Origin of the sequence: Nocardia sp. NPDC006630 (assembly GCF_040611495.1) — a bacterium.
Lineage (GTDB): Bacteria > Actinomycetota > Actinomycetes > Mycobacteriales > Mycobacteriaceae > Nocardia.
In genome coordinates this window covers 16895-29664 of sequence record NZ_JBEXOK010000008.1, presented here as the reverse complement: position 1 = coordinate 29664, position 12770 = coordinate 16895, and the positions used below count along the sequence as shown (strand labels likewise).

At 65.1% G+C, this 12770-nt stretch carries 12 protein-coding genes; 7 read left to right on the top strand and 5 right to left on the bottom strand.

Going from position 1 to position 12770, the window contains the following annotated elements; genetic code table 11:
- Positions 1-20: 20 nt before the first annotated feature.
- Both ABZX86_RS23920 and ABZX86_RS23915 read right to left on the bottom strand, forming a co-directional pair.
- Entirely contained in the window at positions 21-338 is a 318-nt protein-coding gene (locus ABZX86_RS23920; protein WP_355126891.1) for a hypothetical protein, read from the bottom strand.
- Between the two features lie 70 nt (positions 339-408).
- Positions 409-1737 (bottom strand): hypothetical protein, encoded by a 1329-nt coding sequence (locus ABZX86_RS23915; RefSeq protein ID WP_355126890.1) that lies wholly within the window; start codon positions 1735-1737, stop codon positions 409-411.
- An 873-nt stretch (positions 1738-2610) separates the two neighbouring features.
- Between ABZX86_RS23915 and ABZX86_RS23910 the strand changes: the two genes are divergently transcribed.
- From ABZX86_RS23910 to ABZX86_RS23880, 7 genes are all read left to right on the top strand, one after another.
- Positions 2611-2793: a helix-turn-helix domain-containing protein gene (locus tag ABZX86_RS23910; RefSeq protein WP_355126888.1), complete on the top strand. Its 183-nt coding sequence runs from the start codon at positions 2611-2613 to the stop codon at positions 2791-2793.
- A 10-nt stretch (positions 2794-2803) separates the two neighbouring features.
- A complete protein-coding gene (locus ABZX86_RS23905) occupies positions 2804-4063 on the top strand; it encodes a site-specific integrase (RefSeq protein ID WP_355126887.1) in 1260 nt (419 codons plus the stop codon).
- 380 nt (positions 4064-4443) lie between these two features.
- Positions 4444-4974 (top strand): RDD family protein, encoded by a 531-nt coding sequence (locus ABZX86_RS23900; protein WP_327141181.1) that lies wholly within the window; start codon positions 4444-4446, stop codon positions 4972-4974.
- A gap of 279 nt (positions 4975-5253) precedes the next feature.
- Complete coding sequence (locus ABZX86_RS23895) at positions 5254-6168, top strand: alpha/beta hydrolase-fold protein (RefSeq protein ID WP_355126886.1); 915 nt, start codon at positions 5254-5256, stop codon at positions 6166-6168.
- 155 nt (positions 6169-6323) lie between these two features.
- A complete protein-coding gene (locus tag ABZX86_RS23890) occupies positions 6324-6923 on the top strand; it encodes a sulfite oxidase-like oxidoreductase (RefSeq protein WP_355126885.1) in 600 nt (199 codons plus the stop codon).
- Positions 6923-7816 carry an FAD-binding oxidoreductase gene (locus tag ABZX86_RS23885; protein WP_355126884.1) on the top strand — a complete coding sequence of 298 codons (894 nt, stop codon included), beginning with the start codon at positions 6923-6925 and terminating at the stop codon, positions 7814-7816. The genes ABZX86_RS23890 and ABZX86_RS23885 overlap by 1 nt, the downstream gene beginning before the upstream one ends.
- Before the next feature lie 2 nt (positions 7817-7818).
- A complete protein-coding gene (locus tag ABZX86_RS23880) occupies positions 7819-8112 on the top strand; it encodes a DUF6510 family protein (protein ID WP_355126883.1) in 294 nt (97 codons plus the stop codon).
- A 310-nt stretch (positions 8113-8422) separates the two neighbouring features.
- On the opposite strand, the gene ABZX86_RS23875 is transcribed toward ABZX86_RS23880, so the two are convergent.
- The 3 genes from ABZX86_RS23875 to lipA all read right to left on the bottom strand — a co-directional run bounded on the left by ABZX86_RS23875 (position 8423) and on the right by lipA (position 12665).
- Positions 8423-9169, bottom strand: coding sequence for a DUF4191 domain-containing protein (locus tag ABZX86_RS23875; protein WP_327141176.1), 747 nt, complete (start codon positions 9167-9169; stop codon positions 8423-8425).
- A 122-nt stretch (positions 9170-9291) separates the two neighbouring features.
- Positions 9292-11487: an elongation factor G-like protein EF-G2 gene (locus ABZX86_RS23870; protein WP_355126882.1), complete on the bottom strand. Its 2196-nt coding sequence runs from the start codon at positions 11485-11487 to the stop codon at positions 9292-9294.
- A 194-nt stretch (positions 11488-11681) separates the two neighbouring features.
- Complete coding sequence (gene lipA, locus ABZX86_RS23865; RefSeq protein ID WP_327146661.1) at positions 11682-12665, bottom strand: lipoyl synthase; 984 nt, start codon at positions 12663-12665, stop codon at positions 11682-11684.
- Positions 12666-12770: the final 105 nt, after the last annotated feature.

The window sequence follows — 12770 nt, the reverse complement described above, 5'->3', positions numbered from 1 at the left end:
GTTGCGCCCGACGTGATCTGTCAGGATCGGAAACTGTCGGTGTTGTTGGTTTCCGCCGTCTCCAGGGTCGTCGCACCGTCGCGCAGACCGCCGGCATCGGTTTCCAAGTTCGTGGCCTGCTTGCCGAGAACCCCTTGCAGCGCCTCGTTCCGGGCCTTGTACCCTTGGTCCCCCTCAGCGAACGGACGCCCGAACTCGTCGTCGCCCCAACAACCGTTCGATGCATGCGCTTTCGCGCTGATCTCAGCCAGGATTGCGCGAATCCGGGCCGCTGAACTATCGAGTCCGCTTGCCGTGGACCGCAATCCGGCGACTTCGACTTCCACCTTGCCTGCCATGCCACCCCCGCCTTGATGATCGGAGCAAACTGCTGCCGATCTTATACACGGCAGAGCAACCGATGCGAACTCAAAGTGGCTGTCGCACAGCCTGCGCCACCACACCGGCCGACATCAGCTGGTAGTAGGCACTGTCGACGTCGACGCGCTCACCTTCCAATGACCTGGTGAGCAAGGAGCGTGTCACAGTGCCCGCTTCCGCGGCAGCGACCAGCTCGGTGATTGCACTTCGCTGGCTGGCCGCGAGTACCCGAATAATCACGTCCACAGAGCTTTCCGACGTCCAGATACCGGGTAGGGCCGCGCCCAGCCCAGCGACCTCTGGCGATTCGCCCTGGTGCCACCCGGTGCCGTCCCACCAGAAGCAGAAGGACAACAATCCGTTCGCCGCACGAGGATTCACTACAGGATCGGCCACCCATTCCGGTGCACCACGGTAGAAGGACGGCATCGGCGCACCATCGTTGTAGACAGCATCCAATTCCGGTGCATTCCACAGCCCTCCCGACAGCACCGCACGATCGCCCGGAAATCGATGCAGTGTCGATCCGCTGCGTGATGATCCTTCGAACCACCCGAGCGCGGTCGTGATCCGCGGTCCCCACGGCGATTTCGCTGCGACGAAAGCCGCTGAAATCACCGCCCAACGCGCCCACAACAGCGGAAACGGTGGCAGTCCTTTCGTAACCGGAGCTGCTTGGACCTCAGCTGCGCGGTCGGCCTGCACCTGGGCCACGGCTGTCCTCGGGCTGCGCCCCTGGCTACCGTTGTGACCGACATATGCTGCGAGCCATACCGGTAGCCGCTTCCGCGGATAAACCTGCAGGTCGGCGAGATAAGCTTGAGGAGGAAGCAGCTGGTCGTCCGGAAACGGTTCCGCCCCATAGTCATAGTCGACCTGCACGTCACCAGCGTCGCTCAGTGACACCAACACGCGCCACCACGGCCCATCGCCCGATTCCGCGGATAGGTGTCGTAGTTCGCGCAATCGCGCGACCAGCTCAGCAGGAGGCAGTACCCTGGCGGTTCGCCGATCGTCTGACACCACGATCTGCGCCGCCTCGTCGGACACCGTCATCGCGAACACCGCATCGAGTCGCTGCCAGTCCGGCGCAATTAGTTCGACGAGTTCAGCAATGACCCGCTGACTCAAATCCTTTGTCGGCTCGATGGCTTCCGGCGCAGGTTGGGCACTTCCCCTACTCAGAGTGAAATCGATATCCGGAGAGCCGTTCTGGACGGCGCCGGGTGCGTCGTTGCTCGGGGTTAGTCCGGGAATGTCTGATACATGAACTGGCCGGGACGGCACCGCACGCTCGAATTCTCCTGTGGCAGAGTCGACTCCACCCGGCAGCCCGTCGCGGGCAGACTCGTCGTGCATGTACGCAGTGTCCTTCATGGGATCGTGTATGAATTCGACAGTGTGCCATGGATCATGCTCGCGAGGCCTCTCTGCAGGTTCGTCCAAATGCCACGCCGCCGAAAACGTGCCTCAGTCGAGATAATCCTCTGTGCTGCAAAGGCTTACGCTGACGTAGCGCGCCCTCGAAAGGCTGACGAGACCGACTTGACGGGTTGGGATTCCCCTGGTGGACGGGTTGGGATTCCCCTGGGATCGCAACCTCTCACCCCGTGTTACGAGAGCGCCCTAGGCGTGGCTCAGTCCATGGCATTCCTGTTTGGGGTACAGGGCAGTGGCGGAATGTTGAAGTCGAACTCCAACGCCTAAGCGTCCCTCCGATTTTGGAGACCGGGCCACTGGCGTTACGGGTGAGGGTGCGTATTCGGCACTGAACCGTTGGGCGCCAAGACTGCCTAAACTGCTGAATTGACATATGCGCATCCATGCATGAAAATCTGCTGCTAAATCGCCCACGATGCAGATGTTGCGCATGTCATACGCGGGGAATACTGTGTATAACACCTGATCCCGGCAATCCATTGGCAACGTCGGATATACGTGATCGGATCCCAGGGACTGTGATGGCAGCCCTGACGGCGCGGAATGCGGTGTGCAGTTCGAGTGCAACTCGGTTCTTGCGCATGACTCCCTTAACTCGCACGACCATTGGTCATTTGTTGGAGTGTGGCGGGAGTCTGTGTGCTGATCGGCGACTGCCTCCGGGGGCTATCTCGTGGTCATTTGACGCGATCTTGTTGGTCTGCGTTCGGGTGAAGAGATTTCCCGCACCGACCATGCAGCCCCTCGCATAGCAACACCTTGGCTACCTATTGGGTTCTTGTGGAACGACATCCGTGTTGAGGAGTCTCAATGAGCGCACCGAGCTACTTCACCCGCGCCGAAGCCGCTGAACGGCTTCGTCATTCAATCCAAACGCTCGCTAACTGGGCAAGTCAGGGGATCGGTCCGAAATACGTCAGGCGCGGCGGCACCGGGACGTGCTTGTACCCCTCCGATGAGCTTGAAATCTGGGAGCAAAACAACTTGATGTAGGAGACGATCGATGGGCGCATCGCGGCTTGAACCGGGCGAATTCCCGGATGATGTTGTTCCGAAGCAGGGTGCGGATGGGGTGTGGAGGATTCCTCAGACCTGGCATCGCGCCTGGTCGGGAAAGCTCGTCCGCTCCAGCGGTAAAGGCAAGACGAGGAGGGATTGCGCCGCCGATTTTCGCAAGAGTTTCGACCGGAACGTGAACAATGGCGGCGCCCAGGTTGCGGTGGCCTCGCGACGGCGACAGTGGGCGACGACGGATCTGATGTCCGATGCGTTCGAGCATTGGCTCGTGTTGCAGGAGCAGAAGGTCGCCCGAGGCAAGATCAAGGAGCAGTCGTGCGGTGACTACCGCCGATTCATCTACCCGACGGGCGAGCGCGCCAGCAAGACAGCTCCCAGGCTGGACAGGGAGATGGGCCGGCTGACTCTCGGGCAGGCTGGACGCCCAGCCTTCCTGGCCGACTACATCGATGCGGTGGAAGCCAAGGCGCCGGGTGTTGCGCGCGTTCAGCATGTGATTCTCAGGGCCGTGTTCAAGATGGCCACTCTCGGCGGCGCCTGGGACAAGTCACCCATGGATATGGTCCCGCAGCCGATGTCGGCCGAGGGCGGCGATCAGAGGGCGCTACTGGCGTCTGAGGTCGAACGCCTGCCGATGCTGTGGCCGAAAGTCGGTCACGGCAGGGCGCAGTACTTGCGCCCGATGATCCTCACCCTCCTGGGCACAGGGATGCGCCCAGGGGAGGCCCGCGCGCTTCGATGGTGCGACATCGCCGAGCGCGACGAACAAGGTTGGATGATTGCGCACATCAACGGCACGGTGTTCGGTGATCCACCGATTCGGCAGGACGGGCGCAAGCAGGGTGACAAGTACTGGCTCCAGCTGCCAGGGTGGCTGACGGCCGAGCTGGACGACTGGCGCCAGGACTGCCGGTTCGATGACGACAAGGACTTTGTATTCAGTGCCCGAACCGGCGGCGCTCTCACTGGAACCGCCTCCGGTCGATCGTTGATCAACGCCCGCAAGGGGACGCCGCTCGATTGGCTGAAGTACCCCCATTTTCGCGACACCGTGGCCACGGTCGTCGACGACTTCTACGACAATTCGAAGCGCGCGAGTGCCCAGCTGGGCCACGCGGAGGGCCAGAGCATCGCCATCAAGCACTACATCGACAAGGCCGGGCGAACTCGCCGCGTCGTCGACAACACCCCAGCCCTCAAGGAGTTCGCAGAAATTTTGAAACTGGGGAGTTTGACTACGAAATGACTAATCGATGCCCCGGGGGTGTTGTGATCTCCCTCATGACCAGCCCGTATGCCTCTGAAGGCTGTGTTTCGCCAGTGTTACACGTACAGCTGGCCGGGGGTTCGTCGGTGTCCCGACATGTCGGAAACATCGGCTTCGCCCGCCGAGCGGCGTTCGACCAGCATCGATATCCTGCCACCGACCTCGGGCGCGGCGTTGTTAAGACTGCGAAAATATAGAGGTCTTACCGAGTCGTGACCGAGCGCCGTGAGAATCCTCACCGAGCTGCGCAATCCATCGGACAAATTGTGCGGGTAGCTTCGCACCGATCGCGCGCCGTCGCAATCCTGTGTGGCGAGGGCTGTGCGGAGCGGAAGGCCGGCGGCGAATAAGGTGGAGACATGGCACGCATCACCGGCTCTTGGCTGTCCGGACCGAACGCCGATCCCGGTGACGACCCCGCTGGTGACTACCAGGGCAAGGAACTGGGGCTGCCGAAATCCGGTGCGGGCGCGCTCGCGCCGATGACCCGCCGCATCGGCGCGCTGCTGTTCGACTGGTTCATCTCGATCGGCCTCGCGGCGATTCTGGTGCGGCCCAATGCCGATCAGCTCATCGCCAAGATGAAGCTGCCCGCGGGCGAGGCGCCGCCGCCGCACTTCGTGGTGGTGATGGGTTCGCTCTCCACGCCGACGCTGCTGGTGTGGTTCGTGCTCGGCGTGGTGGCGGTGACCCTGTTCGGGTTCACGCCCGGCCAGTACTTCATGAAGATCCGTGTGAGTCGCGTCGATACGGATGGGCCGGTCGGTTTCATCCGCGCGCTGGCCCGCCAGGCCATCCTGGTCTTCGTGGTCCCCGCGCTCTTCACCGATTCCGACGGCCGTGGCATGCACGACCGGGCGACCGGCACCGCCCTGACCCACACTCGCTGAGGGTTGCCCGGTATTTCCGGGTGATCGCTGTCGATCGCCTGCGGCTCGGTCGCTCGCTATGTGACTCGAGCATCTTTTCTGCGCGAGCAGATTCGAATCCTCACGCTTTCCTCATATGTCCGGTTCCATCATGTGATTGCTGGTCTGGCGTCTTCGCAGATGTAGCTCGTAGTTCACCGCGTGTTGCTTTCGATCGGTATGGTCGCAGGCGGTCTGGCGGGGCTGAGCATGCGAATGTGCGCTCCGGCGGATAGCTGTTGATGTGCTGATGGAGGATCCATGGATGAGGGCTACCGGGCTGCCGCGCGGAAATTCAGCCGGCGGTCGGTACTGGCATCCACGGGTCTGCTGGGTCTGGTCGCGGCCGGGGCGGCGGTGAGCGCGGGCGTCAACGCGGCTCCCGACGCCGACGGTGACCAGCACACGATGTACGGCGGCCCGATCGAGCGGACCGTGCTCGGCATCGAACCGATTGTCCGAACCGATCGGGTGTACTCCACCGCGCGCGGGCGTGAGGTGGATGTGGTCACCATCCTGCCGCCGGGCGTGCCTGCCGACGGTCTGCCGATGTCGCTGCTGCTGCACGGTTTACACGGCAATGCCCGTAATGCCGCGGTCGGCAGGCTCGGTGACGTGCTCACCGCGGCCGTCTCGACCCGGCTCGTACAGCCCTTCGGATTCATGGCCATCGACGGTGGCGACAACTATTGGCATCAGCACTTCTCCGGCGACGACCCGATGACCATGCTGCTCGACGAGGCCCCGCGCTGGCTGGCCGCGCGCGGACTCGCGGGCGCGAATGGTGAGCCGTTCGCCTGCACCGGCACCTCCATGGGCGGCTTCGGCGCACTGCTGTACTCGCGCCGCCGGGCCGAACGCGGGCGGCCGGCGAAGGCGATTGCCACCATGTCGCCGGGGCTCATCACCTCCTGGAACGAGATGAGCAAGCGCAATGCGTTCGCCAATGCCGACGATTGGGCCGCCCTCGATCCCCTGCAGAACATTGCGAAGCTGGGCCCGGCCCCGACCGGCGTGTGGGTGGGGGATCGGGACCGATTCATCGACGGCTGCCGGCAGTTCATGAGCCGGGCTCGCCTCGAGGTCGCGCTGGTGACACCGGGTGCGCACACCGATGAGTACTGGTCCACGGTCACTCCCGATGTGGTCCGCTTCCTCGGCCGTCACGTCGGCTGAGGCCGGTTCGGTGCATCGGTGGGGCGCGCTGCGCTCACGACTTCTCGCTGTCCGAATCGCCGGTTTTCCTGGCCGAACGCGGCGTAATCTGTCCCCAAGTGCAAGGCCGACGCCGCCCACGCTGTGACACCTGCCGTTCCGCCGGAAGGGATCGCATGAGTATCTTCTCGCCAGGTTTTCAAGGTCGTCCCCGGCCGCAGAGTGATCGAACGCCGCCGGGGCAGTATCTGACCGAGGATTTTCCGGTGCTGTCCGCCGGACCCACCCCGCGCGTCGACCTGACCCGCTGGCAATTCTCCATCACCAATGAGACCGGCCGCCAATACAGTTGGAGCTGGCCGCAGTTCATGTCGCTGACACAGGACCGCCCGCACGTCGACATCCACTGCGTGACAAGGTGGTCCAAACTCGACACCAACTGGCAGGGCGTCTCCCTGGACGACCTGCTCGAAAACGTCGAAACCCAAGCGGAATTCGCGCTGGTGAGCAGCTACGGCGGCTACACCACCAACCTCCCGCTGGAAGATCTGACCGGCGGCAAGGCGTGGATCGTGCACACCTACGGTGGTCAGGACCTGGATCCGGAACACGGCGGTCCCGCCCGGCTGCTCGTTCCGCACCTGTATTTCTGGAAATCAGCCAAGTGGGTCAAGGAAATTCGGCTCCTGGACTACGACGAGCCCGGCTTCTGGGAGAGCGCCGGCTACCACAGCTACGGTGATCCGTGGCGTGAGCAGCGCTACCAGGGCGACTGATGCGCTGGCAGCCCGCCGAACTCCTGGCCGCCCGATTCGAGACACCCTCGGCGCGCACCCTGACCCTGCGGGTGCCCGGCTGGCCCGGGCACCTGCCCGGCCAGCACGTGGACGTCCGACTCACCGCGCCCGACGGTTACCAGGCCGAACGCAGCTACTCACTCGCCGCTCCGGCCGACGGAGACCGCATCCAACTCACCGTTCAGCGCGTCCCCGGGGGCGAAGTCTCCAGCTATCTGGTCGATGTACTTCCGGTCGGCGCGCTCATCGAGATCCGCGGCCCGGTCGGCGGCTGGTTCGTCTGGAATCCCGACAGCGGGGGAGCGGCCGTCCTGGTCGCAGGCGGCTCCGGCATAGTCCCCCTCGCCGCCATGCTCCGCGCCCGCCGCAACACCATGGCCGCCAAACCCTTCCGACTCATCTACACCCTTCGTGCCCCAGAAGACCTCTACTACCGCGACGAACTCCTCGCCCCACCCGGCGAATTCGCTGACGCATCCGACGAGCCCGCCGGGCCCCGCGACGACCTCACCGAGACTCGCGACGGAGTGCCCGAACCTGGCGACAGAGGGATCGGACTTCGTGACGGAAGTACCGGATCCCGCGGTGACCTGTCCGTTCGCCCGGGCGCCCTCACTGTGCCCGGCGGATCCGAGGGCGACGTCGGCGTATTCCTCGCCTACAGCCGGAGTGCGCCCGTAGCTGATCCCCGCCCGCCAGCTCGGCTCACCGCCGCGGAAATCGCGGTCCACGCCCTGCCGCCCGCACCCGACGTCACCTGCTACGTCTGCGGCCCGACCCCTTTTGTCGAATTCGCCGCCACCGCACTGGTATCCGCCGGTCACGACCCGGCCATGATCAGAACCGAGCGCTTCGGACCGACAGGGAAGTAGCCATGACAAACGACGTGACCGGCACCTCCGAAGCGTTCTACCTGGACGGCAATGCCCTCGCCGGAGTCCTGTCCGAGATCTTCGCCGCCGATCTCACCGCCTGCGGATGCCGCTGCGGCACATGCGGAGTCGTCGAACCCCTGGCCCGCGCCCTCGTCTACTTCTGCTGTCCCGGCACGGTAGCCCGCTGCCCCCATTGCACTGCCGTGGTACTACGCATAACCACCACCCCCTCCGGCCGCTGGCTAGACCTGGGCGACGGCGCCGCGATCTGCCTCCCGGCACCCGAGGTCTAGCCCGCCCGACCGGTCCGGTGAGCGGACTCGCCTACCCCGAGCGCCTTTCATGATCACCAGGAACTGATGGCGGTCGTCTCTCGGCCGATGCCGCCATCAGTTCCTGGTGATCAGCTGTCTAGTAACAGGCGACGGCGAAAAGGCGTGTCGTTTGTCCGAAGATGGATCACTCGACCGGGCGGCGCGTCATGCGGGCAGTGCGGACCGCATCACCGGTCGGGCCGACGGTGCCCGCTCTGCGGACTTCGGCTGAAAAAGCGCGAGGCCCGCGTCCGGTGTGGACGCGGGCCTCGAAGAGGAACGGGGTGATTCAGCGGCGGCGCATGCTGCGCTGGACGCCGCGCATTTTCGCGCCGGCGGGCAGCGGGCCCTTGGGGAGCGCCGGGCCGCCGCGGGTGGCGAGCGCGGAGAGGCGGCCCTCGATGAGGTCCATGCGCTTCGCGTCGATATTGCGCGGCAGCTTGGTGAGGTAGCGCTGCAGATCCTTGATCGGCACCTGATCGCCCTCGTTGCCGACGACGATGTCGTAGATCGGGGTATCGCCGACCAGGCGGGAGACCTTCTTCTTCTCCTGCGCCAGCAGCGACTTCACCCGCTGCGGGGAACCCTCGGCGACCAGCACCACGCCCGGCAGTCCGACCACGCGGTGCACGGCATCCATCTGGGTGGTGGCGGCGACACCCGGGGTGACACGCCACTTGCCCTGCAGATTGTCGAGCACCCAGGCCGCGGCGCCCGCCTGCCCCTCGGCCTTGGCGTACACGCTCTTCTGCACGCGCCGTCCGAAGAGGATGAATGCGGCCAGCGCACCCAGCAGCAGACCGATCGGCAGCAGGAACCACTGCAGGCCGAATATGAAGCCGATCACCAGGAACACCACTGTCACGCCGACCAGAGCGCCGATCATCAGCGGCAGCAGCAGCTTGTCTTCCTTGCGCTGCATTTGGAATGCCTGCCAGAGTTGCTGGCGGCGCTCCTTCGACGCCTGCTTGCGCGCCGCCTTCGCCGCGGCCTTCGCTTCCTTCGACGGGGTGTTGCCGCCCTTACCTGCTGCCATGGGATCAGGATAGTGGCCCGGTACCGATTGGTTCGCGACGGGATCAATCGGACGTTCGCGTGTGTTCCCCCAGCCCTCGTCAATGCCCCAATTCTGGTCTCTAGTGACTCGAAATTGGCAAACTATCCGGCGCTCTTGGTCTTCTCGCGAATCGTGTCCGCCAACTGGCTGGGCATCGCTTCATGGCGGGTGTAGGTGCGGGTGAAGGTCGCCGCGCCGTGCGCGAGGGAGCGCAGATCCACGGCATAGCGACTGAGTTCGAGCTCGGGGACTTCGGCGCGGATCGCGGTGCGGCCCAACCCCACCGGTTCGGTGCCGAGCACCCGCCCGCGGCGACCGGAGAGGTCGACGAGGATGGGCCCCACATAGTCGTCCGAGACCACCACGCGCACTTCGGCAATCGGCTCCAGCAGGCTCAGTCGAGCGGCCGCGGCGGCCTCACGCAGTGCCAGACCTCCGGCCATCTGGAAGGCCGCATCGGAGGAATCGACGGAGTGCGCCTTGCCCTCGAACAGCGTGACACGCACATCCACGAGCGGATATCCGGCCACCACGCCCCGCGCGGCCTGGGCCCGGACACCCTTCTCCACCGACGGAATGAACTGGCGCGGAACAACTCCGCCCACCACCCGGTCCACGAATTCGATGCCGGACCCGCCCGGCAGCGGCGCCACCTCGATCTCGCAGATGGCGAACTGGCCGTGACCACCGGATTGCTTCACATGCCGTCCGCGCCCACTCGCAGTCCCGGCGAAGGTCTCGCGCAGCGCCACCCGGTGATCGATCACATCGACCTGCACACCGAAACGCGAACGCAGCCGTTCGAGCGCGACATCGCGATGCGCTTCGCCCAGGCACCACAGCACCAGCTGATGCGTATCGGGATTCTGCTCCAATCGCACCGTCGGATCCTCGGCGACCAATCGGCCGAGACCGAGCGAGAGCTTGTCCTCATCGGCCTTGCTGTGCGCTTCGACGGCGACGGGCAGCAGCGGATCCGGCATCGACCACGGTTCGATCAGCAGCGGAGTGTCCTTGGCGGACAGGGTATCTCCGGTCTCGGCGCGGGTGAGTTTGGTGACACACACGATGTCACCGGCGATCGCCTGACCCAGTGGCCGCTGCTGCTTACCGAACGGCGCGGAGACGGCGCCGATGCGCTCGTCCGAGTCGTGCTCGACCTCCACACCGCCCGTCCTATGCCCCCACACGTGCACGGTGTCATCGGCGCGCAGTGTCCCGGAGAACACTCGTACCAGCGACATTCGGCCCACGTACGGGTCGGAGGCGGTACGGATGACCTCCGCCGCCAGCGGCGCTTTGGGATCGCAGACCAGCTGCTCGGACCTGCCCGCGCTGCTGGCCGCGACGGGATGCTCTGCGGGCGTGGGGAATCCGCGCGTGATCAGATCCAGGATCTCCACCGTGCCCAGTCCCTGCCGCGCACCCTCCGGCGGCGGCGCGGCGATCAGCACCGGATGAAAACTGCCGCGCGCGACCGCCTTTTCGAGATCCTCCACCAGCGTGGCGAGGTCGATCTCCTCACCGCCGATATACCGATCCATCAGGGTCTCGTCCTCGCTCTCGGCGATGATCCCCTCGATGAGCCGGTCCCGCGCATCCGCCATGAGCGGCAATTGCTCCTCGGAGGCAGGTGTTTCGGTGTGCTCGCCCGCGGAGTAGTCGTAAACGTGTTGTGAGAGCAGATCGATCAGCCCGATGACCGGCCGATGGCCGTCCGCACTCTTCGGCCCGTACACCGGAAGATGCAGCGGCAGCATGCTTTCCGCCCTGCCGCCGCCCAGAATCTCCCGGCAGGTCTCGGTCATCTCCTCGAAATCGGCCCGGGCCGTATCCAAATGGGTGAGCACAATGGCGCGCGGCATGCCGACGCTCGCGCATTCCTCCCACAGGGCCAGCGTCGGCCCGCTGATCCCCTCCACCCCGGCCGCGGCCGAGAGCACAAAAAGGGCCGCATCCGCTGCCCGCAGACCGGCCCTGAGTTCCCCGACGAAATCGGCGTAGCCGGGGGTGTCCAAGAGGTTGACCTTCGTACCGTCCCAGCCCATCGGTATCACCGATAATTGCACCGAACGATGTTGTCGCTGCTCGATATCGTCATAGTCCGAGACCGAGGTGCCGTCCTCCACCCGCCCGGCCCGGGGCACCGCCCCGGTTGCCAGGGCGAGGGCTTCCACCAGCGTGGTTTTGCCGGACCCGCTGTGGCCGACGAGCACCACATTGCGGATGTCCTCCGGCCGTTCGGCCGTGATCATCTTGCCGTTGGCGCCTACCGACGTCGTCGTTCGCTCGACCATATGGCTCGCTCCGGGGTCGATTCGTGCGGTACTTCGAGCTTCCCACCGGCGAGGTGCTCCCGTCCACGAATCGGCCTATAAGACGTTCACCGCCATTTCACCGGCGTGTTCTTTCGCCGGAAACAGCAAGGTAGAGACGACAAGACCGGAACCCACTCGAGTGAGTTCCGGCCTGGTGTCGGTAGCTATGAAGCTCAGGAACCGAAGCGCGCGAGAACGCTGGTCGCTTCCTGCGAGGCAGCGCCGCCCTCGGCGAGATGTGCCATCTCCGGGGCGATTTCGCGGCCGTGATGCTTCATGGCCTGCGCGTAGAGGCGACCCGCGCGGTACGAGGAGCGGACCAGCGGCCCGGCCATCACACCGGCGAAGCCGATCTCATTGGCCATATCGGAGTGCTCGACGAACTCCTCCGGCTTGACCCAGCGATCCACCGGGTGATGCCGCGGGGAGGGCCGCAGGTACTGGGTGATGGTGAGGATGTCGCACCCGGCCTCGTGCAGATCGCGCATGGCCTGGGTGACCTCCTCGGGGGTCTCGCCCATACCGAGGATGAGGTTCGATTTGGTGACGAGCCCGGCCTCGCGGGCGGCGGTCAGCACCGACAGTGAACGGTCGTATTTGAACGCCGGGCGAATGCTCTTGAAGATGCGCGGCACCGTCTCCAGATTGTGCGCGAGCACCTCCGGGCGGGTCGAGAACACCTCGGCCAGCTGCTCCGGAACCGCATTGAAATCCGGGATGAGCAGTTCCACGCCGGTGTGCGGGTTCAGCTGCTTGATGGCGCGCACGGTTTCCGCGTACAGCCAGGCGCCGCCGTCGTCCAGATCGTCGCGCGCGACGCCGGTGATGGTGGAGTACCGCAGACCCATGGCCTGCACACTCTCGGCTACCCGGCGCGGCTCATCGCGATCGAGCGCCGCGGGCTTACCGGTGTCGATCTGGCAGAAGTCGCAGCGCCGCGTGCACTGTTCACCGCCGATGAGGAAGGTGGCCTCGCGGTCCTCCCAGCATTCGAAGATGTTGGGACAGCCCGCTTCCTCGCAGACCGTGTGCAGCCCTTCGCGTTTCACCAGCCCCTTGAGCTCGGTGTATTCCGGGCCCATGGTGGCTTTGGTGCGAATCCACTTGGGCTTGCGCTCGATCGGGGTCTCGGAGTTGCGAGCCTCGATGCGGAGCAGTTTCCGACCGGCGGGAGCGGACGCGGTTGCCGCGGTGTTCGGCCGGGCCCCAGTGGGTTCAGGGGTATTCGATGTCGGGGTATCGACGGAGGTCACTCAGTTCAC

Coding starts and splice junctions, on each gene's coding strand:
- ABZX86_RS23880 (WP_355126883.1), top strand. CDS start 7,819: ATGACAAACGACGTGACCGGCACCTCCGAAGCGTTCTACCTGGACGGC.
- ABZX86_RS23900 (WP_327141181.1), top strand. CDS start 4,444: ATGGCACGCATCACCGGCTCTTGGCTGTCCGGACCGAACGCCGATCCC.
- ABZX86_RS23905 (WP_355126887.1), top strand. CDS start 2,804: ATGGGCGCATCGCGGCTTGAACCGGGCGAATTCCCGGATGATGTTGTT.
- ABZX86_RS23890 (WP_355126885.1), top strand. CDS start 6,324: ATGAGTATCTTCTCGCCAGGTTTTCAAGGTCGTCCCCGGCCGCAGAGT.
- ABZX86_RS23895 (WP_355126886.1), top strand. CDS start 5,254: ATGGATGAGGGCTACCGGGCTGCCGCGCGGAAATTCAGCCGGCGGTCG.
- ABZX86_RS23915 (WP_355126890.1), bottom strand. CDS start 1,737: ATGAAGGACACTGCGTACATGCACGACGAGTCTGCCCGCGACGGGCTG.
- ABZX86_RS23910 (WP_355126888.1), top strand. CDS start 2,611: ATGAGCGCACCGAGCTACTTCACCCGCGCCGAAGCCGCTGAACGGCTT.
- ABZX86_RS23875 (WP_327141176.1), bottom strand. CDS start 9,169: ATGGCAGCAGGTAAGGGCGGCAACACCCCGTCGAAGGAAGCGAAGGCC.
- ABZX86_RS23870 (WP_355126882.1), bottom strand. CDS start 11,487: ATGGTCGAGCGAACGACGACGTCGGTAGGCGCCAACGGCAAGATGATC.
- ABZX86_RS23920 (WP_355126891.1), bottom strand. CDS start 338: ATGGCAGGCAAGGTGGAAGTCGAAGTCGCCGGATTGCGGTCCACGGCA.
- ABZX86_RS23885 (WP_355126884.1), top strand. CDS start 6,923: ATGCGCTGGCAGCCCGCCGAACTCCTGGCCGCCCGATTCGAGACACCC.